The organism is Candidatus Hydrogenedentota bacterium, from assembly GCA_019637335.1.
Lineage (GTDB): Bacteria > Hydrogenedentota > Hydrogenedentia > Hydrogenedentales > JAEUWI01 > JAEUWI01.
The window spans coordinates 145754-169551 of the sequence record JAHBVV010000003.1 but is presented as its reverse complement, the minus strand read 5'-3'; the positions used below and the strand labels follow the sequence as shown (position 1 = coordinate 169551).

The window sequence follows — 23798 nt, the reverse complement described above, 5'->3', positions numbered from 1 at the left end:
TACCAGTTGCTTGATCCCGCGTGGGCGGGAAAAGTTCGCCGAAGGAAAGGAAGGCGCGCTGCCCGGGAGGGCCTAGTCCCGTGTGAATTGGAACGCGTACAGCTTCCCGCGCACGAGCACGATGTACATGCGCACGGGCATTCCGGCGAGCGCGGAGACATCGTGGCGCCCGCCCCAGTAGACCGTCTGGTCAATGAAATTGCCACCGATTTCCTCGCACTCGCCGAGGGAATAGCCTGGAATGGGATTTCCGTCCACGTCGCGCAACTCCACAAAGGCCGAGCCCATCGATCCGGTATCAATGTTGAGGCGCAATCGATTGCCTTGAAAGACTATTGGAGGCGTCTCCAGCCACCCGCCGAGATGGTCCGTGTCCATCGAGAAATACCCGTCCAGCCGCTGGCGCAAAACGCCGATGCCGCCGGGGGTAGGCGACTCGTCATACTCGGGGCGGAGCACCACCGAATCGTGCGTGCGCCCGCTCGACGTGTAGTACTGGTAGAGGTAGTTTCCACGGCGGACAACGCCGGGCCCCATTACGGCATACCACCGATCCCACTCGTCGGCGAGCCCTGTGGGAAACAACGGTTCACGGCGCGGCCTGGACCAGTGGATACCGTCCCGGCTTACAGCGACTTGTACCTCAAGCAGGCCGTAGTCCTCCCAGGATCCTTCGGCCCGGGGCCGGATAAACGGCTGCCGATCCGGGGAAAAATGCCGGAATTGCGATGTAAACATCAAGTAGACATCCTGCGCCCAGGGGTATATGAACGCAGCGTTGAAGTAGATGTCGGAGTGGGGATCGTCCTCGGCATCGGCCGAAAGCACGACCGGCACATCGTGCAGCGACAGGCGATCGCGGCGCTCGGCGCGCTGTATATAGGGCCAGGGCTTGAGCACATCGTCCGTTTCGATACGCCCGACCTGCCGCTGGTTCTCCCCGCCGTAATTGAACGCACGGGTATAGATGACGTACTTTCCGATACGCGGATCCCACATAACGATGGCCGGGTTGTCGATAAAGAACGGGAGGACCTGCCCAACGTCCGTAAAGTCGAGGCCATCCGCCGAATACGCAGCGAAGACCCCGTGCTCCGACGGGTCAAACGGCTCATCGAACAGCGTCCAGAAAAGCTTGTAGCGCCGAGACGGATCGGGATCGTGCTCGTCCAGAAAGATGGTAGTGAAAATGCCGCGGGCAATGCTCTGGCCAGTATGTCGAAAGCGGATCCCATCCTCGCTTTCAAGTATCGAAACGCCATCGGCTCCGGCGTATAGGCGAATGCGGCCCCCGGCGTCGATGGCGCGGCTCGGATAGGCCGCGACATGGCTGCCATCCTCCATTTGAATCATGCCCAGTTTCTGCGCCTGGTTCATTGACATGGAGACATTCTCGCTTCGCGCGACGAATCGATAGTCGATGAAGAGCTGTTTGCCGCTGCCGATCTCGATCGGGATATCGGCCAGGGCCGAAAGCGCCAGAAGAAAACTCATGATCGGAACGACAGCATTGAAACGCATGGAAACAGCCCTCCGGGGGGAAATCCCGCGGGCTGAGTACAATGCCCCGCGGCGGGGCAGGACAATACATTGTCGATGCCCCCGAAAGCAATACGTCCCAGACCGTCCCACGCGATCGCCCGCTATTTCAGGCGAAACGCGATCACATAGTCCCCGGGGGGCGCCGCGCCCTTGCCGCCGCCACCCGCGAATACGGCGACGAATTGCGTTCCATCCGCGCCGAGGTACGTGACGGGCGCGCCCTGGCCGGCGGAGTCGAGCGGGAACTCGGCGAGGAGATCGCCGGTGTCGGTGTCGAATGCGCGGAGCTTCGCGTCGAGCGCGGCGGCCACGAAGAGGAGTCCGCCGGCCGTGACGGTGGCGCCGCCGAAATTCATCGTACCGGTTGGGCCGGCCCAGTCCACGCCTTCGTGATTCCCGAGGGGGCGCTGCCACACGAGGTCGCCCTTTGCGAGATCGAGCTTCGTGACAGTGCCCCAGGGCGGCTTGATGGCGGGGTAACCTTTCGAATCGAGGAAGTGGCGGGCCGAGGGGGTTACGCCGAGCGGCCAATCGCTCTCGGCGACCGTGGTGATGTAGGGGAGTTCGTTGGCGGTTACGTAGAGCATGCCGCCGGGGGCAATGGCGGCGCCGGACCAGTTCGCGCCGCCGAGCTGGCCGGGCAGCACGATGGTCCCCTGTTGCGAGGGTGGTGTGAAGGGGCCTTCATTGCGATAGGTATCAAACTCCGCCTGGAGGGCTTCCAGCGCATCCGGATCCGTGGAATGGAGGTCGCCCCGCGTCATGGATCGGCGGGCGAAGGCGGGCGGTTTCACGGGCACGGGCTGCGTGGCCGCGGCCTGTTCTCCGGGCACGTCGCTCCCGGGGACGGGCTGGTCTTCAATGGGAAAGAGCGGCTCGCCGGTCACGCGGTTGAACGTATAAGTCAGCCCGGTCTTCCCGACGACGGCGACGGCGGGTATGGCCTCTCCCCCACGCTCCACCTCGAAAAGCGCGGGCATGGCGGGCAGGTCGTAATCCCAGAGATCGTGGCGCACGGTCTGAAAGTGCCACCGCAGCGCGCCGGTCCGCGCGTCAAGGGCGAGGATGCTATTTGCAAAGAGGTTGTCGCCGTGGCGGTCGCCGCCGTACTTGTCGCTGTTCGGCGCGCCGGTGGCGACGTAGAAGATGCCGCGTTCGAGATCGGCGCTGACCGGGGCCCAGGGGTTGCAGCCGGCGCGGTTTTCGGCGCTTCCGGCGGCCCAGGTGTCGTAGCCAAACGACCCGGGACGCGGCACGGTGTCGAAGGTCCACGCGAGGGCGCCGGTGTGGGCGTCGAATGCGCGGAGGGGGACGTAGTTCCGGGTGATGCGGGAGGAATCGGAGATGCCGTAGGGCTGGAGCAGGATGTCCTGGCAGACGGCGGGCGGCGAGCTGAGGAAGAAGTGGCGGCCCTCTCCGGGAAGCCCCGCGCGGAGGTCGAGGCAGCCGTTATCGCCGAAGGCGGGGTCGGGCTGGCGGGTGTCGAGGTCGATGGAAAAGACGCGACCGTCACGCACGGGCAGAAAGATGCGGCGTTTGTCGCCGGCGGCCCAGTAGGTCACGCCCCGGCTGGCGAGGCCGCCGCCGTCGGTTTCGCGGAGGTCGAGGGGCGGATCGGGCGTGAAGCGGAATTGCTCCTGGCCGGTGCGGGCGTCGATTGCGATGAGGCGCGAGAAGGGCGTGATGACGTAGAGGACGCCGTCGACGACGAGCGGGGTGCATTCGGCGTAGTGCGCGCGGCCCTCGGCGATGTCGCCGGTTCGGTAGACCCAGGCGCGTTCGAGGCGGGTGACGTTTTCGCGGTTGATCTGGTCGAGGGTGGAATAGCGGGCGCCACCGGGATCCTGGCCGTAGAAACGCCATTCGTGATCGGGGGAGGCGGTGGCGGCGGCTGGGATGGCGCAGAGGATCGGAAGCAGTATTGCGACGGCGGCTGCGAAGGGCTGGCGGGTCATGGGTTGAAGCTCCGGGGCTTGGAAAGGAGTATGGGGCAAGGCGAGTATGCCCGCGTGTTGTGGAGCGGTTCAAGGGGGTGTGGGGTGGTTTGGGGTGGTTGCGGGTGGTTTCGCAGGGTGCGAATGTTCAAATGCTCCTGTTGAGCCGCTCGTGCGGGGTGGTGTTAGCGGCCCCAAGTGTGCGTTGCTCCAGGCACACGAACGCGCTGGGGCGCGATCGCGTGGCACGGGATTGATGTACGGTGGATTAAGGGGGGTGTGGTGTTGTGGAAATCGAAGCGGTCGTTGCCGCGGGCAGGAATGCCCGCGATCCTTGCTCGGCGCCCGCTGGAGGATTGCGGTGGTTGTGGGGCGGTGGGTCAGAAGCGCCAGTCGGTTACGGGGGCGGGGAGTCGGAGGGTTTCGTCGAGTGCGGCGAGGAGTTCGGGCGGGCCGGCGAGCTCGTCGGTGACGGCGAGGCCGGTGGCGGGGCGTACGCCGAGCCAGAGCCGGGTGAATGCGCCGGCGGAGGCGGTGAGGACGGGCAGGGCGGGGTCGTGCCCGTCGCGGAGGTCGCTCTCGGGGCCGAGACGGACGGTGTAGCCGCCGGCAATCCCGTTCCAGTCCACGCCGGGCACGGGATGCGCCTGCATGGGGTCGTGGAGCTGGAGGTTGAAATCGAGCGGCGGCGTGGCGAGGCGCGTTGCGCGGACGCAGGCGCCGAGATCGAGGATGCGGTACTGATAATAGGCGTGGGCGCGGTTTCCGCTGGCGAAATTGCCGCCTTCGGTGCTCCAGTAGTGCTGCGTGGGGCGATCGATGAGGTCCTGGAGCTGGATGCCGGCGGGTTCGGGCAGGACCACGAGGCGCACCTGATCGCCCCACTGGCGGATGAGGCCCAGGAGTTCGCGAAACTGCGCCGGGGTCTTCCAGGCCAGGAATTCGATGGTGTAGGGGCCGTGTCCCGGGTTGGCGGTTCCGCACCAGAGGCCGTGGCTGGGCGTTTCCTTGGGGTCGTCAGAATAACCGAGCCCGAAGCCGTTGGGCGTGCGCAACATGGTGGCGCGGGTCATGAGCGGGGAATCGAGCGTTACGCTGCCGTGCGCGCGGTGTCGATTGCGCCGGGCTTCGTGCAGGGCCTCGGCGGGCAGGTTCTCCAGGCGGTGCGGCGGGCGGACCGCGCCGGTGACGGTCAGGCGCGCGGGGTCGAGGCTCCACGTATGTTCATAGGCCGCGCTGCCGAAGCCGATGCGGTTGTAGAAGCCCTGCTCGAAGGTGCTGAGGCCGGCGATGGCGGCGCCCTGGACGGCGGCCTCGGCGATGGCGCGCGCGGTGAGGCGGAGGGCAAGCCCCTGCTTGCGCGCGTTTCGGCTGGTGGCCACGCCGGCGACCGCGCAGAGGGGCAGTTCCGCGTGACCGTGGCGAAGATTTCCGGGCGTCTGAAAGACAAAGCACTCCGGCAGGCCGTGCACGAGCGCGACGTAGCCGGTGCAGGCGGCGGTGTAGGCCTCCATGCCCGGCCGTGCGCCGGCCGCTTCCCGGTTCATCCAGCCGATGTCGTGCCAGAGCCGGATGGCAGCGTCGAGGTCCTGGCCGGGATCAAAGTAGCGCCATTCCACCGGGAGATCTCCTGTGTGTGGTTCAGGACGCACCGGGGCCGGCGCGGGCGCGCGCCTGGATCAGTCGCCCACGATACGCGTGTGGCCGCCGAGGCCCCGCATGACATCGCAGAAGGTCGGGAACGTAATATTAACCGCTTCGTATCCGTTAATGGTGGTCGTACCGGGCAACATCGCGCCCGCGATGGCCAGGGACATTACCACGCGGTGGTCGTCGTGTCCCTCGACTTCGGCGGGATACAGCGCGCTTTCCTCGATGACGAGCCCGTCGGGCAGCTCGGTAATCTTCGCGCCCATCTTGGAGAGCTCCTCGCGCATCACGGCGATGCGGTCGGTCTCCTTGAGGCGCGCCTGCGGCACGTTCACGAGGCGGGTTTCACCCCGCGCGAAGCAGCCGAGCACGGCCATCATGGGTAGCGCGTCGGGCGTGGCGTTCATGTCGATCTCGCAACCCACGAGGGACTTCGCGCGGACGTTTATACCCCCTTCCTCTATGCGCACCTCGGCGCCCATCTGCTTGAGGTAGTCGACGACGGCCTTGTCGCCCTGGGTGTCGGTCATGTCGAGGCCGGCGCAGAAGATTTCGTTGTCCTGCAGTGCGCCGGCGGCGAGGAAAAAGGTGGCGGAGGAGAAATCCCCCGGGATGCGGCGATCGACGGGCTGGTAGGTCTGGCCGCCGGGGATGTGGAACTCGCTCCAGTCGTCGGCGGCGTCGACCCGGATGCCCTGGCGCGCGACCCAGTCGAGCGTGATGCCGACATAGGGGCGCTCGTTGAGCAGGGGAACGCGCAGGTGCGTGTCACCCTCGGCGAGCGGGGCGTTGATGAGCAGGGCGCTGACGTATTGGCTGGTGACGGCTTCAATGGAGGTTTCGCCGCCGCGCAGCGTGCCCTCGACGACGAAAGGCGGGTTGCTGCCGCCGCGCGTGGCGCGCACGCGGGCGCCGAGGTCGTTGAGCGATTGCGCAAGCGGGCCACAGGGACGGCTGCGGACCTGCTTGTCGCCGGTCAGTACGGTGATGCCGTCCGGATTGAGCGCCGCGCTGGCCAGGGCGATGCGCATGGTGGTTCCGGAATTGGCGACGTCGATGACGTCCTCGGGGGTTTTCGGGCGGCCGCCCGTGCCCTGGACGCGCCACACATCGCCTTCGTCGGTGATCTGGGCGCCGAGGAGGCGGTAGGCGCGAAAGGCGGCGCGGGCGTCGGCGGAATCGAGAGGCTCCCGGATCAGGCTTTCGCCGGGCGCGAGCGAGGCGATGGCGACGGCGCGAATACTGTGGGATTTGGAACCGGGGATAACGGCTTCGCCGCGCAGCGGCGCGCCTTCGACGAGGAGTTTCATGGCAATGCGGGCCTTCCGAAGAACATGTGGGGGAATTCAGCCCAACGGGGTCGGGCGGGAATGCGTGATCATAGGCACTGGGGCCGGCGGGTGTCAAAAAGCGGGTTTGCGGCGCAACGGATTACGGGGCGGGATCGACGTGGAGTGTATCGGAATTTGACTGTTTTTCGCTGCCCAAACCGCGGTAGCGGGCCCGGGTCACGAGAGGCGCGGGATCCGTTGCGGTATCCGGTGCATCGAGGGCGAATTCGAAGGTGGCGGGGAATTCCGGGACGTTGATCCACACGAAGGTAAGCTCGCGCCGCATGCCGGCGGGGGGCTCGACAGAAGGGCGCAATTCCCCCGCCACCCCGGCGTATTGCCAGCCGGGCGGCAGCGCGGTTTCGAGGGCGAGCGCGGTCACGGGTTCCGCGCCGGAATAGGCCATGGTCACGGTAACGGTGAGGGTTTTCCCGGGGGAATAGGCGGGCGCGGACTGGCGCACGGTGAACTCGAAGTCCCCGTCCGCCACCTCTTCAACGGGTGTGTCGACCGGATTGTCGGCGTCGGTGTCGGGCGCGGGATCCGGTCCATCCGGCGCGGCGGGCGCCTCGGGGGCGGGCGCGGCATCTTCCGGGCCGGGCGCGGTCGCGCCTTGATCGGCGCCGCATCCCGCGAAGAGCGCCGCGGCGAGGATGACCCCGCAATATGCAAATAACGTCCTGCCGTTGCGGCGCATTGGTGGCTACTCCCTGCGATGTACGTATTACCTTACCGATATGAAGCTGACTTGATTCCTGGACGACAGCATCCCGCGCCGCAACGGAAGTGCGGACCAATGGGAGCGCAGGCGGCCCGCCTGCACCGCGCCGAAGGCGCGAATCTTATAAACGGCGGTAGCCCAGGTCCAACCTGCTCCCCCTTCAAATGTGCCCATGTCGGAAACACTCCATGCACCTCCGGTGCATTGCAGGCGGGGACGCCTGCGCTCCCAGCCTTGCGCACTCATGTCGTAGATTCGCGGCATGACGATAAAGGGCTGACGCTACTTCATACGGCTAAAGTGTCACCGATGTACTTACTCCGGACGCATACGGTATCATGCGCTATGGCCCATTTGCACCGTTTTTACCAGCCCGGCGGCGTTCCCGAGGGGGAGGATGCCGTACTCACGCGCGAGGAATCCCACCATGCGACGCGGGTGCTCCGCATCCGTTGCGGCGCGCCGGTGGAGCTGTTCGACGGGCAGGGCAACGGCTGGAGCGGCGTCGTTTCGGAGGTAAACCGCAACGAGGTGCGGGTGCGCGTAACGGGTTCGCGCTTTACGCCGCGCGCAACGCCGCGAGTCACACTGGTTCAGGCGTGGCTCCACCGGGACAAGGTGCTGGACGACCTGGTGCGCGAGGCTACGGTGCTGGGCGTGGATCGCATTGTGTTTTTTCGCGCGGAACATTCGGAGAAGAAGCCGCGCCCGCACGAGAAGTGGGAGCGACTGGCGATTGAGGCCTGCAAGCAGTGCGGGCGCGTTTGGACACCCGCGTTCGCGATCGCGGAATCGCTGGCGGAAGCGCTTGACGCGCTTCCGGAGGCGGCGCTGGCGATCGCCGCGATGGAAGGCCCCCACCAGCCGCTCTCGGCGTTGTCGCAGACCCGGGACCTGGCGTATATCGTGGGGCCCGAGGGCGACTTCAGCGCGGAAGAGCTGGCGCTGGCGCGAACGCGGGGCGCATGCGGGATCTCGCTGGGCGCCTACACGCTGCGGTCGGAAATGGCGGCGCTGACGGGGTTGACGCTGATCCAGCATCATTTGGGGCGGCTCGGTCCGCTTGCGGGGTGAATTGCGGGGCGCAATGCCCTATACTGAGGCGCGTGGCCGCCGCCGGACCGGGTTGGCGTCCGGTGTGAGGCAGGGACAGGTAAAGGAAGCGTACTGGCGATGCGTCTACAGATCTTAGTCATGGCGGGCCTGGCCCTGATGCTGGGGAGTTGCAGCCTCTTCGGTCCGGTTGCGGATTTCGAGGCGGCGGTGACGGAGGGCGACCTGCCGCTCACGGTGACGTTTCAGGACCGGAGCGACACGCTGGGCGACCAGATCCTGAGCTGGAACTGGACCTTTGGCGATGGGGGCACGAGCACGGCGCGCAACCCGGTGTACACCTACCAGAACCGCGGGACGTACAGCGTCACGTTGCGCATCGAGACGGTGCGCGGGACGGGCATCCGTTTTCGCCAGGACTACATCCAGGTGCGTCAGATCGTGCGGTTTCCGGATACGCGGTTGGACGCGGCGCTGCGGGGGGCGCTTGGGATACCTTCGGCAAGCATTCGCGTGGCGGATCTGGAGCGGCTGACGGCGTTTGACGCCACGGGCGCGGGAATCTCCAACCTGTCGGGCCTGGAACACGCCACGAATTTGAAGACGCTGATACTGGAATCGAACGCGATAACGGACATTGGCCCGCTGGCATCGCTGCGCGGCCTGGAAGCGCTGAACCTGCGCAACAACAACGTGCGCAATTTGAGCCCGATCGCGAACCTCACCAACCTGCATACGCTGGATCTGGGGGTGAACGCGGTGAGCAACATCCGCCCGCTGGAGCCCCTGGCGCGGTTGGCCCTGCTCAATCTGGAGCAGAACCCGGACCTGGAGGACATCCGCACGCTGCGCCACCTGACGGCGCTGCGCGAGCTGTCCCTGGCGTTTACGGGTATCCGCCAGAGCGAGGTGATCGACGGGGCCGGGAATGGCGATGCGCTCGTGGCGATCGCGGGGCTCACCGGGCTGGTGTTTCTCGATCTGGCCGCGACGGACATTTACGAGTTGCGATCGCTCGCGGGGCTCACAAATCTGGAGGAGCTGGTGCTATTCGAATGCCTGATTCAGAACATCGGTCCCCTGGCGGAACTGGTGAACCTGCGCGCGCTTCAGCTCTCGGCGAATCAGATCGTGACCGTGGACGCGCTGGCGGGATTGGAGCGGTTGCAGTTGCTCACGCTCCAGCGAAACCAGATTCAGAACATCTCCCCCCTCGTGCGAAATGCGGGCCTCGGGCGCAACGATATCCTGCGCCTCACGGGAAACCCGTTGAACACGGTGTCGCTGTGCAACGCAATCCCAACGCTCGAACTCCGCGGCGTGCTGGTCGAGGTGGACCAGCGGTGCGGGCTGGAATAACCCGTCAGGTCTGGATTACGCCGGTCTTGTAGGCGCCGGTTGGCGGGCGTCGAGCGGTCGCTGGAGACTCTGTTGCGGCGCTTCTTCCGTTTCATATGAAGCGGGCCTTCGGCCCTGGAGCTGAGGAGGGACGCATGTTACCTGGGCCGATGGCCCAGGCTGGTATGATCGTGCGCCGTTGGCGCAGCGGAAAGCCGCCTTCCACCTCGTGGTATTCTTGCCTCAAGACCGGAAATACGGTGCGAACTTCGAAAACATTGACGCCCTTCCAACGAAATCGTAACCCTGCCAACTCCGTTTCATACGAAACGGGCGTACGGCCCTGAATGTGAGGGCGGTCGAATGGCGCGTGGGCCGATGGCCCAGGCTGGTATGATCGTGCGCCGTTGGCGCAGTTTCGATTCACTCGCTCATATCCGTTTCCCAATCCTCCTTCCAAGCCGCACTTCCCCGATGTTCCCGAAACAAGAGCCCCTCGTTAAGTGATACGCACTCCTCCTCCGCGGCGCATTCGAGCCCATTAAGAGTTGATTGTCCATGCGGGCGCCGTTTCGGAGGGTCTCACGGGCCGACACTTCACCTTTTGTCCCGCGCTCACCAATCGAATTAAAAACTCGCGTGATGACGAGAACGAGGGTTTCGGAACAAAAGCCGGGCGCCAATCGGTGGGCTACACGGCCATTTACCATCGTCACAACACCTGTTTCGCATAAGTGCAGCGTTCTCATCCCGTGTTCGAGTCCTGGTAATACTTTAGCCGTCTGAAGTTGAGTCAGTCTTTTTGCTAGCTTGCCGCGACACTACGAGGAGAGCGCGCAAGGCTGGGAGCGCAGGCGTCCCCGCCTGCAATGCACCGGAGGTGCAAAGCGTGTTCGCAATATCGGCACATTTGATCGGGAGGAAGACTGGACCCGGACCACCGCCGTTGATCAAATTCGAGCCTTCGGCGGGGTGCGGGCGGGCCGCCCGCGCTCCCATTGGTCCGCCCTTCCGTTGCGGGGCAGGTTTGTGTCGTCGAGGAATCAAGTCAACTTCATTCCGCTAAGGTGTTACGAGTCCTGCAAAAGCCCGCTCCAAGGGTGCCGGCAATTCAAAGACAAGAATTGATTTCTTCCTAAGAGCACGCGGACACCGCAGCGCCGAAGGCGCCCGATCATACCAGCCTGGGCCAACGGCCCACGTATGCGGCGCCAAACACCACAAGGGCTGAAAGCCCGCTTCATAATCTGCTATGGTCCAACATCACCACATTCGGGCAAATCACGATACTTAGGGCACAATACCACGAACCCAAACCTTCCAAGGAGTGTTCCCATGCCACAGTCGCTGAGTATGATTCTCGTACACCTGATCTTCAGCACGAAGAATCGTGCTCCCTTGTTATCCGAACCCGTGCGCCCACGCATGCACGCCTACCTGGCGACCATCGCGCGCGATCTCGGATGCGAATGTTATCGCGCTAGCGGCGCGGCGGATCACGTCCACCTGGCAATTCGGCTTTCCCGCACCATTACAATCGCAACGCTTGTTGAAGAGATCAAGACCGCCTCGTCGCGCTGGGCAAAAACCGACGGTGTCGGAATAGCCGGTTTCACCTGGCAGCGGGGATATGCGTGTTTCTCGGTTGGTCCCAGCGATCTCAGGGCATTGCTCGCCTACATCGACGCCCAGGAAACCCACCACAAGTCCCGTTCCTTTCAGGATGAGCTGCGCACATTTCTACGCAAGTATGGGATCTCGTTTGATGAAGCCTACATCTGGGATTGAAATCGGTTGGTTTGCTGCGCGCTTTCCCCTGGCCCGTCAGGTCTGGATTACGCCGGTTTTGTAGGAGCCTGTTGGCGTCTCGCGGGACGCGAGCCCGAGGCACGCGCAGAGCACCTCCCGCGTCTCGTGGGGCGCGATGATGGCGTCGACCCAGCCGCGGGCGGCGGGATCCCACCGTGCGATACGGGCAGCAGGCCGGGGGCGCCTCAGGGCTCCACGGCTTCCGGCTCCCCGGCCAGTGTAAGGTCGCCCAGGTCGTTGTCACCCGCCGCGTGCAGCGTGACGCCGTTGAGCATCGCATGGGGGCTGCCGGAGCGCGCGGCCTGGGCCAGGGCATGCGACAGCATTCTCTGACGCATGTCTTCAGGAATATTACCGAAACTGGCCATAGAGAGCTGCGCGTTGTCCGACTCGGTGGGCGACAGGCGGATCTCGATATCGACGACGGTCGCGGGGAGGGCTTGGTCCAGCACCAGCCAACCGCCTTCATCCGTCGCCACCTGGTGTAGCCGCTCCCCGACGCCGAAGCGCACGTGGATGAGGATCTCGCCATCGGCGATCGGCGTTCCCGCGTTATCCACCAGCCGTGCAACCAGGTCCGCAGTGGGATACATCGTGACCGTCTCCTCCGCACAACGCTCCCCGGTCGTGCCACGGTAGGCCGTGCTCACGGCTTCAATATAGCCCTCGCGGCGGAAGAGGGCCTGGGCCGTCACGCCTTCGCCAAGATTGCGCACGGTGGCGCGCCCGTTGCGGTCCGTCGATAGGCCCGGTATCTCCTGAAGATGGTTGCCGTGGCCACTTTCCTGTCGGAGTCGGATTGCGGCGCCCGCCACGGGACGCCCCTCCGGGTCAACCACTCGGAACGGCCGCACCCACGGATCCGGGATTTCCAGTCTTACCTCGCTCGCTGCGCCATAGGCAAGATCCACCGGTGTGCCATTGCTGTCGTCCCACCACGGGGAAACCGAAGCGGCCAGCGTGTACGCACCTTCTTCCCCGACAAAGTCGAAGGAGAAACGCCCGTCCGGATCCGTCGTGGTCTGTTCCATTTCCGAGGCGGGTCCGCCAGCGGCATTTGAGGGCAATCCCCAGACTTTCGCACCCTGTACGGGCTTTCCAGAAGGCTGCCCCACGACAACGCCGGCAACCTGCAACGGCGGCGCGAGGCGATGTGTCCAAGGGGTAGCGCTGCCGGGCGCCAGTGCCGGGAGTTCCGCCGCGCCGCGCTTGCGCCCGGAGGCATCGTAGATCGTGGCCGTGTAAATCTCGTGCGCGGGCAGGGCATCGCAGCGGAAGCGGCCTTGCGCATCGGTGGCGATGTGACGCTGGGTTCCTTCGACCTGCGTGATGGAGGCGCCGGACCCGGCCTGCGGCGGCGCCTCGAAGCGCCCGGCGATATACACGTAGCGCCCGGATGCGGCCTCGCCCGTGTCCAGCAGGATCTGCCCATCCAGCGCGGCCATTTCGTTCCGCCACGTCAGCGTGACCACGTCCTCCGCGCCCACGGGCACCTCCGTGAAGGCCGCCGTCCCCTGGGTATCGCTCTCGACATACAGCCCCGCCGAAGTCGCGTGCGCCACGGCAAGCGCGAAGAAGCCGTCCTTATCCGTCCGCACCTGCAACGGCGGGACAACCGGCGAGCGGCTCGCGCCGCCTGTTGCCACGCCGCCACCGCCGCCGGCAAATCCGCTACCGCCAGCAACGCCGCCGCCACCAATTCCGCCGCCGCCAAATCCGCCGCCGCCGGATCCACCACCGCTGCCACCACTCATGCGCTTGCGCGGGCGATTGGGCTCCGAAGGGACCGATTCACCGGAAAAATTCCCGCTCCGAACGGTCACCGAGAAGGTGGCGACCCGCGCATCGGCGATGGGTTCGCCCGAAGGCGTCACGATCCGGCCCACAATCGTCCGGGCCGGGGCCAGGGAGAACTTCACGTCTGCTACGGTGTTTTCCGCTATTTCGAGCGACTGCTGGATTAGCGTAAACCCTTCCGCCTCCGCTGCAACGACCGCCGTGCCCTGGTATTGGATGCCCTCAATCAGAAACTGCCCCGATTCGTCCGCCTTCGCCGTGTACCGGTGGCCCGGCAGCGAATAGGCCGCTAGTTGCGCCTCCATCCTGCGCCGATTCTCCAGTCGTTGGTTGGCCAAGGGCGCGGCGGGCGGAAAACCCTCCAGATGGATGGTTGACGCGGCCTCGTTGGAGAAGCCCGCCACCAGCAGCGTGACCGTCGCGCCGGGAATTGGGCGTTGGGCGTCATCCACCACCGTGCCCGCCAGCGCCGCATAGCGCGTCGGGTTTGCAATCGGTGCGATTGCGTCCAGCGAGACCAGCGCGGGGGCGCTATCTGCCGGGGAGAGCGCGGGGGAGGTCTCCGGTATCGCCGCTACCTCCACCGGCGGTACCGCCGAATCCGCAGGCGCGTCCGGCGAAGTGGCCGCATTGAGCGCCGCGGGGGGCGGGGCCGGGGCGGCGACCGAAGCCGTTCCCCAATCGCTGACGCCCGCACGCCACCAGATCGCCCCCGACACCAATACCAATCCTGCTATTGCCAATGCCGCTGCCTTCATCATCATGGCGCCCCCTGTGTTGATCGATTTTCCTGCCACAGCCCGTGTTGCCGCGCGGGCACTGCCCGCCACCGCGATTTTGCCCAATGCAATGCCCAGTCCCGCCGGGAGCGCTTCCGCGCTCAATCCCGCCATCGTAACCGCCAGCGCTCCGGCGCTCGTCGTGATGCCGCGCCGCGCGAGGGTCTCCCGTATGCGTTCGATGGCCTCATCCGTTTTCCGTTGCACCGTCTTCGTGGAGACGCCCAGTTCCGCCGCCACCTCGCTGCGCGGCTTGCCCTCCAGAAAATAGCCCACCACGCAATGCCGTTGTGCGACGGACAATTGGCCGATAGCTTCATCCACATGTTCGAGGACGTCACCCGCGCTATATTCGCTGGTCACGGGGCGCGCACTTTCGTGGACGGCCTCTCGCGCGCGCCGACGCTGCTCCGCGCGGATGCGGTTGATCGCGGCATTCACGGCCACGGAATGGAGCCAGGCGCCTACCGAGCGCTCCGGCGGTGTGGGGTGCTGCGCCAGCTTCAGGAAGCACTCTTGCGTAATTTCCTCCGCGTCGGCCTGATTCTTCAGCACCCGGTTGCAGATTCCGAAAACCAGCCCGCCATAGCGCTGGGTCAACGCCTTGAACGCGTGCGCGTCCCGGTGAAGCTGCCACTGCTGCAACAAGGCGAGATCGGATGGGGGCTGCATCGGCATTTCTCCAGAGGCCATAGATGGGGCCGGGGTGTTGGTGTAACACCCGCCCGGCCCGCGCGTCAACGCGATTCGCCCCTTAGACGCCGCCGGAATGACAAAGTGGACAGCCGAGAAGACCCATACCGATCAATGGGTCGTAGTGGAACGCTCCCGCCGCGAGGTCGGGTGCACACAGTCGACGAACTCCGCGGCGTGCTGGTCGAGGTGGATCAGCGGTGCGGGCTGGAATAGCCCGTCAGGTCTGGATTACGCCGGTTTTGTAGGCGCCGGTTGGCGTCTCGCGGGAGACGAGCCCGAGGCACGCGCAGAGCACCTCCCGCGTCTCGTGGGGCGCGATGATGGCGTCGACCCAGCCGCGGGCGGCGCCGTAGCGGATGTCGGTCTTGTGGGTGTAGTCGGCGTGCACCTGTTTTCGCAGGGTTTCCAGGGCGTCGTGGTCGAGTTCGGCGCCGGCGCGGTGGGCATCGGCTTCGGCGGCCTTGCGGGAGATGTCGAAGATGACGCCGGCGGCCTGGGCGGCGCCCATGACGGCGTATTGGGCGTTGGGCCAGGCGAAGATGAAGCGTGGGTCGTAGGCCTTGCCGCAGAGCGCATAGTTCCCCGCGCCGAAACTACCGCCCACCACCACGGTAATCTTCGGCACGATCGCGTTGCTCAGGGCGTTGACCAGCTTGGCGCCGCACTTGATGATGCCGGCTTGTTCGGCGTCGCGCCCGACCATGAACCCGGTCACATCCTGCAGGAAGACGAGCGGCAGGCCCATCTGGTTGCAGTCCATCACGAAGCGGGCGGCCTTATCCGCGCTGTCGGGGTAGATCACGCCGCCGATCTGCACTTCGCCGCGGGCGGATTGGGTGCGCATGCGCTGGTTGGCCACTATCCCGGCCGGGCACCCGCCGATCTTCGCATAGACCGTGATCAGCGACTGGCCATACTCGGCCTTGTATTCGTTTATCGAGCCCGCGTCGGCGATGGCCGCGATCAGCTTGCGCGCGTCGTACTCTTTTCGGCCGTGGGGCTCCACGAGGCCGTATATGGACTCCGGATCCAACTCGGGCGCCACGGCGGCAACGTCGCGCGCTTCCCAGCGTTCCGCGGGGAGCAGTTCCACGAGCGCGCGGATCCGCGCGAGGCAGGCGTCGTCGTCCGGCTCGCGAAAATCGACCGTGCCGCTGATGGCCGCGTGCATGGCGGCGCCGCCGAGATCCTCGGGATCGGCGGTCTGGCCAATGGCGGCCTTCACGAGGGCGGGACCGGCGAGATAGAGCCCGCTGCCCTCGGTCATGAGGATCTTGTCGCACAGGACGGGCAGGTAGGCGCCGCCGGCGATGCAATTGCCCATGATCGCGGCGAACTGCGGGAGTCCGGCGGCGGAAAGGACCGCATTGTTTCGAAATATGCGCCCGAAGTCGTCTTCATCGGGGAAGATCTCGTCCTGCATGGGCAGGTAGACGCCGGAAGAATCCACCAGGTAGATAATCGGCAGCGCGTTTTCGAAGGCGATGCGCTGGGCGCGCAGGAGCTTCTTGCAGGTCTGCGGAAAGAAGGCGCCGGCCTTCACGGTGGCGTCGTTGGCGATGATCATGCAGGGGCGGTTGTGGATGCGTCCGATACCGGCGATCACGCCGGCGGCGGCGACGGGCCCCACTTCGGGGTACATCTCCCAGGCGGCCCACAGCCCGATTTCGAAGAAGTCCTCCGGACGGTCCAGCAGGCGGGCGATGCGCTCGCGGGCGAGGAGGCGTCCGAGCCGGTGCTGCCGCTCCTGGCCGCGCGGGCCGCCGCCCTGGCGCAGGGTTTCTTCCTGCGCGTGGATGGATTCGGCCATAGCGCGGAGCGGTGAGGCTGGAGTGTTCATGTCCGGCCCCCGATCACCGGCCAAGTTCCCGGGCGATCAGGATGCGCATGACTTCGCTCGTGCCCTCCCCAATTTCGCAAAGTTTGGCGTCGCGCAGGTAGCGCTCCACGTTGTACTCGCGGAGGTAGCCGTAGCCGCCGAGGATCTGGATGGCGTCGAGGCAGGCGCGTGTGGCCATTTCGGAGGTGAAGAGCTTGGTCATGGCGGCCTGCTGGACGGTGCAGCGGCCCTGATCGAGCAGGGCGGCCGCGTGGTGAAGCATGAGGCTGCCGGCGGCAAGTTGCGTGGCCATGTCGGCGAGTTTCTGCTGGATAAGCTGAAACTCGGCGAGGGTTCTTCCGAAAGCCTTGCGTTCGTGCGCGTATCGGCTGGCGTCTTCGAGGGCGCCGCGCGCGAAGCCGACGGACAGCGCGGAGATCATCACGCGGCCGTGCTCCAGGACGCGTTTCACGTCCTCGAAGCCGCGATTCACCTCGCCGAGGCGGCAGGCGTCGGGGATGCGCAGGTTTTCGAAGTGCAGCGCGACCGTATCGGAGGATCGCATGCCGAGTTTTTCCTCGGGCTTGCCGCGCGTGAGGCCGGTCGCGTCGCGCTCGACGATGAAGGCGGTGATGCCGCGCGGGCTCGCATCCGGATCGGTGACCGCCATGACGACATAGATCCCCGCACGATCGCCATTGGTGATGAATTGCTTGCCGCCGTTCAGGATCCAGCCGTCGCCATCGCGGACGGCGATCGTCTCCATGGCGATGGCGTCGGAGCCGGAGTTCGGCTCGGAGAGGCACCAGCTCCCGATGTGTTCACCGGCGGCGAGCGGCGGAAGATATTGCTTCTTCTGCGCCTCCGTGCCGGCGATGAGGATGTGCTGGCAGGCGAGGCCGTTGTGCGCCTCCACGGCGAGGGCGAGGCCGCCGTCGTGCCGGGCCAATTCTTCCAGGACGGCGGCGAAGGCCTGGTAATTCGCGCCGGCCCCGCCGTATTCCTCGGGCACGAGAATGCCCATGAAGCCCCCGGCGCCGAGTTCGGCGATGAGTTCGTCCGGGAAGCGTCCGGCGCGGTCCCAATCGCGCGCGTGCGGCGCGATCTGTTCCTCCGCAAAGCGTCGCGCGGCCTCTCGAAAGAGCTGGACTTCTTCGGACACGGGGAAACTCATGGTGTGGGCTCCTGGGCTGCGACCGGCCCTACCGACCGGTAGGACGCCATTGTGCCAAGGGGCCGCGCGGGAGTCAACCGCGATAAAATGCGCCATTGACAAGCAGAGGCCTATCCGCTACGCTGGTGACAGGCATTGAGGACTACAGGGGTACACCTTCAGGGTGACACACAGGGAGCAGGGTATGGATCGGGATGCGTGGCTTGCGCTGGCCGTGGGGTTGTTGGGCGCGGCTTGTACGATACTTCTGGCGCTGGGGCCGGTGGTCTACTTGTTCAAGAACGGTTCGCTGGGCCTGTTCACGGAGAAAGTGGACGGCGAGATACAGTTTCAGGATCGCATGGCGCGCCGCCTCGAACTCAAGTTGGAGCGCGACGCGATCGCGAGCGAATACGGGTTGTGGGACCGCTACACGGTGGTCCCGTTCTGCGGCGACATCCGAAATGTGCTTTACCGGAACCAGGATTTCGCCACCGTGGAGCGGCTGCTCGCGGAGCAGTGGGCGAAGGCGGACCAACACGAACGCTTTCAGTATGGGCGCTGCGTGGGGGATCTGGTGGATTTTCGGCCCGGCGACGATCCAGAGGCCATGCGCGCGGTGTTGGATGCGTGGGTCGCGGCGTATCCGGACTCCCACCGCGCCCTTCTGGCGCGCGGTCGCTTCTTCATCGAGTACGCCTGGTACTATCGCGGGACGGGGTACGCGAATACGGTGTCGCGATCATCGTGGGAATCGTTCGAGCATTACTTGACGCTTGCGGAACTGGACCTGGAAACGGCGCACGGCATGGCGCCGGAGGATCCGAACGCTTCCGTCAGCATGATGACGATCGCGATGGGGCGCGGCGAATACGCCGAGGTGGACCGCCTCTACGCGCGCGCGCTTCAGGCGGATCCGCTGAACTTCATGGCGCGTTACCGCAAACTGTTTGCCTCGCTCCCGCAGTGGGGCGGTTCCTGGGAGGAAATCGACGCCATCGTGCGCGAGGCGGATCAGGCAAGCCAGTCCTTTCCGGTGCTGGGCGTTATCCGGCGCGTTGCGGCGGCGAACTCCGACCGGCGGAGCCCGGAGCACGCCGCCTACGCCGAATCCAGGGAGGCCAACCTGGACTACACGGAGCCGTACAAGCGGCAACTGGAGCACAATCCGGGCGATCCGCTGCTGCGCACGAACCTGGCGTATTTTCTGGCGGAGGGAAACGATTATCCGGCGGCGGAGCGCATCTTCCGGGAGCTGGGCGACGTGTATTACGAGGGAACGAATTTTGAACACCTCGTACAGTACAACAACTTTCGGGGGAACACGTATGCGGCGGTGGCGTATGAGCTGCCCCGCGGTCCGGAGCGGCGCCAGCGCGCGATAGAGGCGGTGGAGGTGGCGCCGAACCACTATTACACCAACTACTTCTACGGCAAGGAACTGCTGGAAGATGGCGAGCTTGACCTCGCGCGAAAGCACTTCGAGCGATCGCGGGAGGCCGACCGCTCCTACGCCTGGAGCACGTACCGCCTGGCCGAAGTGGCCGAGAAATCGGGGAACCGCGAGGAGGCGTTGCGGCTGGCCCGGGAGGTGTTCGAGTTGAACCCCAACGAGAACCAGCGCAACGCCGCGAACGAACTCATCGCGCGGCTGAAATAGGATGGCGTTACACGTGTACTTCACTGCACTTGCCGGAAGGCTCTGGCGATGGCGGCGGCGGGTCGGCTACCAGTCGGCCGACCTTCACCACTCGTCCTCGAGGCGCTTGACGTCTTCCAGCGTCAACGTGGGTGAATCCGGGGGCGTAAGGAAGACGGGGAGGCCGGTGAGTTCATCGGCGCCTATCCGGGCGCGGGAGCGGCGCGCCAGCCTCTCGCCGGATGCCGCGGCCCCCGGGGCGCCGACGGCCCGCTCCAGAAGCGCCGCGACTTCGCGCGAGGAAGTGATTTGTCGCCACACCGCAATGGGAACAATGACCTCAATTTCCCGGCCATCGGCATCCGTGACGACTTTTACACTGGTGCTCGACATCGGGTCTCCTTTCTTCCCATTCTAGCATATCGCAAGCCCCCCCTCTCACGCCCTCAGCCCAGGGCAATCGCATTTAAACTTCCTGTCCGAGCCGAGCGCCATACGAACCACCTGAAATGTAAAGAAGGGCGCGTGTTGGAGCGCTGGCATTTCGCCTGCGGCGAATCCCGGACCTTGCCGGCAGAGATGCCAGCGCTCCAATACGCTCACTTTCATTGATTCAAGGCTCCAAATCAACTCAAGTTTACGCCCAAATACCGTGATCGGGTTTAAATGCGATTGCCCAGTCCCTCAGCCGCCGCCCTGCTCCAGGCGTCGCTGGAGCTGGGCCTCGTGGAGGTTGGCGGGCGCCAGGTCGGCCGGTGGGATGGGCTCGTTCCAGCGCGCGCGCTCTCCGCTTGACGCCTCGGCGTCTGTATGCAGACCGACGAAGTTCATCGACCAGGGGCCCCAGTTTTCGGAGGGCAGGGGCACGGGCTTGTCCGAGCGGATGTTCCAGAAGGTTCCCCGGGCGCCGCAGTGCGCGCCGAGGTCCGCGCCGCCGCCGGAACGCCAGATTTCCGTGCCCGCGCCGACATGGATGTTGGTGAAGAGGTTTTCGTGGGGCGCGCGGCGGTGGTGATCGAAGGAGAGATTGCGGCCGCGTCCGTTGGAGTAGACGTTGCCGGCGCTGCCGCTGACGCAGAGATCGTGGATGAACTTGCTCTCCAGGTTGAAGTTGGTGCACAGGTTGTCGTCCCGCAGGATGATCCCGTGGTGGCCCTGCGCGCCGCGCCCTTCGATGGCTCTCGTCTCGGGTTCGGGACGGCGCTCCGAGGTGAAGCCGATGCCATCGATCGTGTTGAAGCGCCCGGACACGAAGCCGCCGCTGTCGGCATTGTGGATGTGGACGTTGCGCACCCAGCAGTGCGCCGCCCCGGTGATCGCGAAGGCGTTGTAGCCCACCTCGGTGAAGTGGCCCTCGTAGGGGGTGTTGGGGAATTCGAAGCGGATGCCCTCGATGCCGCTCTCGGTCACGGTGGGCTCGTGGCGGTGCACCGACGGGCTCCAGCGCGCCTCGATGTCGAAGCGGAGCGGGCGGTCGATCGTGAGGGTGTTTCCGTCAATCGCGACAATGCGCGCGACAATGGAGGCCTGGGTGCGCCCGTTGATCTTGTCCACCCCGATGCGCGGGTCGCCGTCGTAGAGGTGGATCGCCAGGGCGTTGTCCTCCTGATCCTTCACGCGGATGTCCACCTCCTGCCCGGCGGAAAAGGGCGCCGCGTCGTCCACCGTCACCTGGTAGTCGCCGCGCCGGGCCGGGGCCGCGATGCCCGCGAGGCGCTCGGACTGGAAATCGCCGCGGATCGTGATGAAGCCGCCGGACCAGGAGTAGTTCGACGTCCGGCGCCCGCCCGTGGTCGCGCCCCAGTTCGGCTTGATGTCGTTCAGCGGGGTAGGGAAATAGAGGGTGGTCTTGTCGGGCCCCGCGCCGCGCAGGACCACGCCGGGCTTGTCGATTACGATCAGATCGGTGATGATGTAGCGCCCCTCGGGGACGAACACCGCGCCGGATACGGCGGCCGCAATCGCCGCCTTGAACGCCACGGTGTCGTCGTGTTCGCCGTCGCCCTTCGCGCCGAAATCGCGGACGTTGTGGCGCACGGGGAGATCGGGAATCGCGGCCTCGCCGCGGCGGTAGCCCGCGAAGGAGAAATCGGGCAGGCGGCTGGAAGGCGACCACGCCTCGCCATTCGCGCCCCAGAGCGCGGAGTGTTCCGCGCCCGGTGCGGCGCTGGCCAGGAATACGATGAGCATGGAAAGAAGGGCGGATCGAATCATCATGGGGAACCTGTTCGAGGCAGGAAAAACCAGACAAAACGCGCCGCGGACGCCGCCTGCCACCGGCGCCCCGCGCACGGGCAGGATAGGGGATTGGGAAGCCGCGCCTCAAGTTGGGGCGGCGGCCTGGGACGGGGGCGCCATACCGAGGTCCTGCAAACCCATACCCCACCAGGACAGGGGCACGACTGGCCTCAAGGCGCCACGATTGCTATCGCGGCGTGCTTTGGGCTCTAATCACCCCCACGGAACGCCACTGGTAGAGTCCCCAGCCCCCACCCGAGGATTATCATGCCATCGAACATCAAGATTCGCCTGTCGGTTTTTATGTTTCTCCAGTATTTCACCTGGGGTTCGTGGTATGCGAGCATGGGGGCCTACCTTTCCACCACCCTGGAATTCACCGGCGGCCAGATCGGACTGGCCTATGGGGCCTTCGCCGTGGGCGCGATGATCTCGCCGTTCTTCGTGGGCCTCATCGCGGATCGTTATTTCGCCTCGGAGAAGATGCTCGGGGTCCTCGGGATCGCCGGCGGGCTCCTGCTCTGTCTCTTGCCGCAGATGGCGGACTTCACGCCCTTCTACATCCTGCTCATCGTCTACTGCGCCACCTACGTGCCCACGCTCGCGCTGGGCAATTCCCTGTCGCTGCACCAACTCCCCGACGCGAAAAAAGACTTCCCCCACGTGAAGGTGCTTTCCGCCGTGGGCTGGGTCGCCGCCGGCCTCGTCGTCACCGCGTTCCGCGCGGAGCAGGTGGCCCTCCAGTTCTACATCGCCGGCGCCAGTTCCTTCGCCCTCGGGCTCTATTCGCTGACCCTGCCCCACACGCCGCCGATGAAAGTGGGGGAGAACGTCCCCCTGCGCGAGATCCTCGGCCTCGACGCCCTCGGCATGCTGAAGAAACCCTCCTTCGCCATCTTCATCGCCTGCATGTTCCTCATCTGCATCCCGCTGTACTTCTACTTCGTCAACATCGGCATTTACCTCACCGAGCGGGGCTGGGAGAACTTCGCCGGCACCCTCACCCTCGCCCAGGTATCCGACGTCGTCTTTCTCCTCCTCCTGCCGCCCATGCTGAATAAGCTGGGCTACAAGAAGACCATCGCCATCGGCATCATCGCGTGGGCCGCCCGCTATTTCCTCCTCGCCCAGAGCGTGGACGCGACCACCCTCGCCACGATGCTCATCGTCAGCGCCATCCTGCTCCACGGCGTCTGCTACGACTTCCTCTTCATCGCCGGGCAGCTCTACGTCGACGAAGAATGCAACGAACGCATGCGCGGCGCGGCCCAGGGCTTCATCGCGTTTATCCTCTGGGGCGTCGGCGCCTTCGTGGGCACGCTCCTGGCCGGGAAGGTGATGGAAGCCCACAGACTCGCCGAGCCGGTCAACGGCTTCGCCCACGACTGGGACGCCATCTGGCGCCTGCCCGCCTGGGGCGCGGTCGCGGTGCTTGCGGTGTTCCTGCTGTTCTTCCGGGGTCCGGGCAAGGCGGCGGTGGAGATTGCCGAGGAAGAGGTGCTGGTCGCGGCGGACGATAAGGTGGTTTGAGGGCAGTTGACAGTTGACAGTTGACAGTTGACGGTTGACGGTTGACGGTTGACGGTTGACGGTGGACGGTGGACGGTGGACGGTGGACGGTTGTGGCGCCATTCCAGCCCTTGTGTTAGGATCGATGGGAGGTGATACCAATGAGCGAGAACGAAATTCTATACATTACCGACGCGGACGGGCAGGAAGTGGGCGTTATCGTTCCTATTGAAATCTGGCGGGAGATCGCTTCGGAGCGCGAGACGGCATACTTGCTAAGCAATCCCGTAATGCGGAAGCGGCTGCTTGGGGCATTGAATCGATCCGAGGGGTGCATTTCACTTGATGACGCACGCGCGAAACTTGGAATTTGAGCCCGTCGCCTTCGAAGATCTTGCGTGGTGGGTGAACCATGACCGGAAGAACGCGCTGCGGATTCTCCGGATTTTGGAAGAAACTCGGGCGAACCCCTTCGAGGGGATAGGCAAGCCGGAACCGCTTAAATTCGAGCTTACCGGATGCTGGTCGCGGCGAATCTACACCGAACACGTATTGTCTACAAAGTTTCCGAGGACCGTATTCGCGTCATCGCTTGCCGGAATCACTACTGAACGTGCGGCAACGTCGTCACCTTCAACGCACCCGCCGCTGTTCGGATCGTCGCACCGCGCCACCACGGCGCGAAGCGTCCGCCGTAGGCGGAAAGCTGGTGGAAAGGCGCACGGCCATCTCCGGGCTGATGCGGGCGTGGCCGTTGAGGATGCTGGGGAGGGTTTTTCTCATACAACAC

General features: G+C 65.3%; 16 protein-coding genes and 1 pseudogene. 7 read left to right on the top strand and 10 right to left on the bottom strand.

Annotation, left to right across the window (positions count from 1 at the left end):
• Positions 1 to 72 precede the first annotated feature (72 nt).
• The 5 genes from KF886_05930 to KF886_05910 form a co-directional block, all read right to left on the bottom strand.
• The gene (locus KF886_05930) at positions 73 to 1494 is read right to left on the bottom strand and encodes a hypothetical protein (GenBank protein ID MBX3176875.1); all 1422 of its coding nucleotides are present in this window, start codon (positions 1492 to 1494) and stop codon (positions 73 to 75) included.
• A 149-nt stretch (positions 1495 to 1643) separates the two neighbouring features.
• The gene (locus KF886_05925; protein ID MBX3176874.1) at positions 1644 to 3497 is read right to left on the bottom strand and encodes a PQQ-binding-like beta-propeller repeat protein; all 1854 of its coding nucleotides are present in this window, start codon (positions 3495 to 3497) and stop codon (positions 1644 to 1646) included.
• Between the two features lie 359 nt (positions 3498 to 3856).
• Positions 3857 to 5095: a GNAT family N-acetyltransferase gene (locus KF886_05920; protein ID MBX3176873.1), complete on the bottom strand. Its 1239-nt coding sequence runs from the start codon at positions 5093 to 5095 to the stop codon at positions 3857 to 3859.
• Positions 5096 to 5155: 60 nt separating this feature from the next.
• Positions 5156 to 6436: a 3-phosphoshikimate 1-carboxyvinyltransferase gene (gene aroA, locus KF886_05915; GenBank protein MBX3176872.1), complete on the bottom strand. Its 1281-nt coding sequence runs from the start codon at positions 6434 to 6436 to the stop codon at positions 5156 to 5158.
• 121 nt (positions 6437 to 6557) lie between these two features.
• A complete protein-coding gene (locus tag KF886_05910) occupies positions 6558 to 7154 on the bottom strand; it encodes a hypothetical protein (GenBank protein MBX3176871.1) in 597 nt (198 codons plus the stop codon).
• A gap of 369 nt (positions 7155 to 7523) precedes the next feature.
• Between KF886_05910 and KF886_05905 the strand changes: the two genes are divergently transcribed.
• The 3 genes from KF886_05905 (at position 7524) to tnpA (ending at position 11357) form a co-directional block, all read left to right on the top strand.
• Positions 7524 to 8252, top strand: a complete 729-nt coding sequence (locus KF886_05905; protein ID MBX3176870.1) for a 16S rRNA (uracil(1498)-N(3))-methyltransferase — start codon at positions 7524 to 7526, stop codon at positions 8250 to 8252.
• A 99-nt stretch (positions 8253 to 8351) separates the two neighbouring features.
• On the top strand, positions 8352 to 9590 hold the full coding sequence (locus KF886_05900; GenBank protein MBX3176869.1) for a leucine-rich repeat domain-containing protein: 1239 nt from the start codon (positions 8352 to 8354) through the stop codon (positions 9588 to 9590).
• 1314 nt (positions 9591 to 10904) lie between these two features.
• Positions 10905 to 11357, top strand: a complete 453-nt coding sequence (tnpA, locus tag KF886_05895; GenBank protein MBX3176868.1) for an IS200/IS605 family transposase — start codon at positions 10905 to 10907, stop codon at positions 11355 to 11357.
• Positions 11358 to 11563: 206 nt separating this feature from the next.
• Here tnpA and KF886_05890 read toward each other — a convergent pair whose 3' ends face one another.
• The 3 genes from KF886_05890 to KF886_05880 all read right to left on the bottom strand — a co-directional run bounded on the left by KF886_05890 (position 11564) and on the right by KF886_05880 (position 17643).
• Positions 11564 to 14626: a sigma-70 family RNA polymerase sigma factor gene (locus KF886_05890; GenBank protein MBX3176867.1), complete on the bottom strand. Its 3063-nt coding sequence runs from the start codon at positions 14624 to 14626 to the stop codon at positions 11564 to 11566.
• Positions 14627 to 14867: 241 nt separating this feature from the next.
• The gene (locus KF886_05885) at positions 14868 to 16490 is read right to left on the bottom strand and encodes an acyl-CoA carboxylase subunit beta (protein ID MBX3176866.1); all 1623 of its coding nucleotides are present in this window, start codon (positions 16488 to 16490) and stop codon (positions 14868 to 14870) included.
• Between the two features lie 13 nt (positions 16491 to 16503).
• Complete coding sequence (locus tag KF886_05880) at positions 16504 to 17643, bottom strand: acyl-CoA dehydrogenase family protein (GenBank protein ID MBX3176865.1); 1140 nt, start codon at positions 17641 to 17643, stop codon at positions 16504 to 16506.
• A gap of 184 nt (positions 17644 to 17827) precedes the next feature.
• Between KF886_05880 and KF886_05875 the strand changes: the two genes are divergently transcribed.
• Entirely contained in the window at positions 17828 to 19282 is a 1455-nt protein-coding gene (locus KF886_05875) for a DUF4034 domain-containing protein (GenBank protein MBX3176864.1), read from the top strand.
• 84 nt (positions 19283 to 19366) lie between these two features.
• On the opposite strand, the gene KF886_05870 is transcribed toward KF886_05875, so the two are convergent.
• Together KF886_05870 and KF886_05865 are read right to left on the bottom strand one after the other, a co-directional pair.
• On the bottom strand, positions 19367 to 19654 hold the full coding sequence (locus KF886_05870; protein ID MBX3176863.1) for a hypothetical protein: 288 nt from the start codon (positions 19652 to 19654) through the stop codon (positions 19367 to 19369).
• A gap of 291 nt (positions 19655 to 19945) precedes the next feature.
• Entirely contained in the window at positions 19946 to 21478 is a 1533-nt protein-coding gene (locus KF886_05865) for a hypothetical protein (GenBank protein ID MBX3176862.1), read from the bottom strand.
• Positions 21479 to 21766: 288 nt separating this feature from the next.
• Between KF886_05865 and KF886_05860 the strand changes: the two genes are divergently transcribed.
• The 3 genes and pseudogenes from KF886_05860 to KF886_05850 all read left to right on the top strand — a co-directional run bounded on the left by KF886_05860 (position 21767) and on the right by KF886_05850 (position 23619).
• On the top strand, positions 21767 to 23029 hold the full coding sequence (locus KF886_05860; GenBank protein MBX3176861.1) for an MFS transporter: 1263 nt from the start codon (positions 21767 to 21769) through the stop codon (positions 23027 to 23029).
• Positions 23030 to 23169: 140 nt separating this feature from the next.
• Positions 23170 to 23382: a prevent-host-death protein gene (locus KF886_05855; protein ID MBX3176860.1), complete on the top strand. Its 213-nt coding sequence runs from the start codon at positions 23170 to 23172 to the stop codon at positions 23380 to 23382.
• Positions 23354 to 23619: pseudogene (locus KF886_05850) on the top strand (Txe/YoeB family addiction module toxin). Before KF886_05855 ends, KF886_05850 begins: the two are co-directional and overlap by 29 nt.
• The last annotated feature ends 179 nt before the right edge of the window (positions 23620 to 23798 follow it).

Excerpts from the sequence above, each read along its gene's own strand:
- KF886_05930 (MBX3176875.1), bottom strand. The coding sequence starts at position 1,494 with ATGAGTTTTCTTCTGGCGCTTTCGGCCCTGGCCGATATCCCGATCGAG.
- KF886_05925 (MBX3176874.1), bottom strand. The coding sequence starts at position 3,497 with ATGACCCGCCAGCCCTTCGCAGCCGCCGTCGCAATACTGCTTCCGATC.
- aroA (MBX3176872.1), bottom strand. The coding sequence starts at position 6,436 with ATGAAACTCCTCGTCGAAGGCGCGCCGCTGCGCGGCGAAGCCGTTATC.
- KF886_05910 (MBX3176871.1), bottom strand. The coding sequence starts at position 7,154 with ATGCGCCGCAACGGCAGGACGTTATTTGCATATTGCGGGGTCATCCTC.
- KF886_05905 (MBX3176870.1), top strand. The coding sequence starts at position 7,524 with ATGGCCCATTTGCACCGTTTTTACCAGCCCGGCGGCGTTCCCGAGGGG.
- KF886_05900 (MBX3176869.1), top strand. The coding sequence starts at position 8,352 with ATGCGTCTACAGATCTTAGTCATGGCGGGCCTGGCCCTGATGCTGGGG.
- tnpA (MBX3176868.1), top strand. The coding sequence starts at position 10,905 with ATGCCACAGTCGCTGAGTATGATTCTCGTACACCTGATCTTCAGCACG.
- KF886_05890 (MBX3176867.1), bottom strand. The coding sequence starts at position 14,626 with ATGCAGCCCCCATCCGATCTCGCCTTGTTGCAGCAGTGGCAGCTTCAC.
- KF886_05885 (MBX3176866.1), bottom strand. The coding sequence starts at position 16,490 with ATGAACACTCCAGCCTCACCGCTCCGCGCTATGGCCGAATCCATCCAC.
- KF886_05880 (MBX3176865.1), bottom strand. The coding sequence starts at position 17,643 with ATGAGTTTCCCCGTGTCCGAAGAAGTCCAGCTCTTTCGAGAGGCCGCG.
- KF886_05875 (MBX3176864.1), top strand. The coding sequence starts at position 17,828 with ATGGATCGGGATGCGTGGCTTGCGCTGGCCGTGGGGTTGTTGGGCGCG.
- KF886_05870 (MBX3176863.1), bottom strand. The coding sequence starts at position 19,654 with ATGTCGAGCACCAGTGTAAAAGTCGTCACGGATGCCGATGGCCGGGAA.
- KF886_05865 (MBX3176862.1), bottom strand. The coding sequence starts at position 21,478 with ATGATGATTCGATCCGCCCTTCTTTCCATGCTCATCGTATTCCTGGCC.
- KF886_05860 (MBX3176861.1), top strand. The coding sequence starts at position 21,767 with ATGCCATCGAACATCAAGATTCGCCTGTCGGTTTTTATGTTTCTCCAG.
- KF886_05855 (MBX3176860.1), top strand. The coding sequence starts at position 23,170 with ATGAGCGAGAACGAAATTCTATACATTACCGACGCGGACGGGCAGGAA.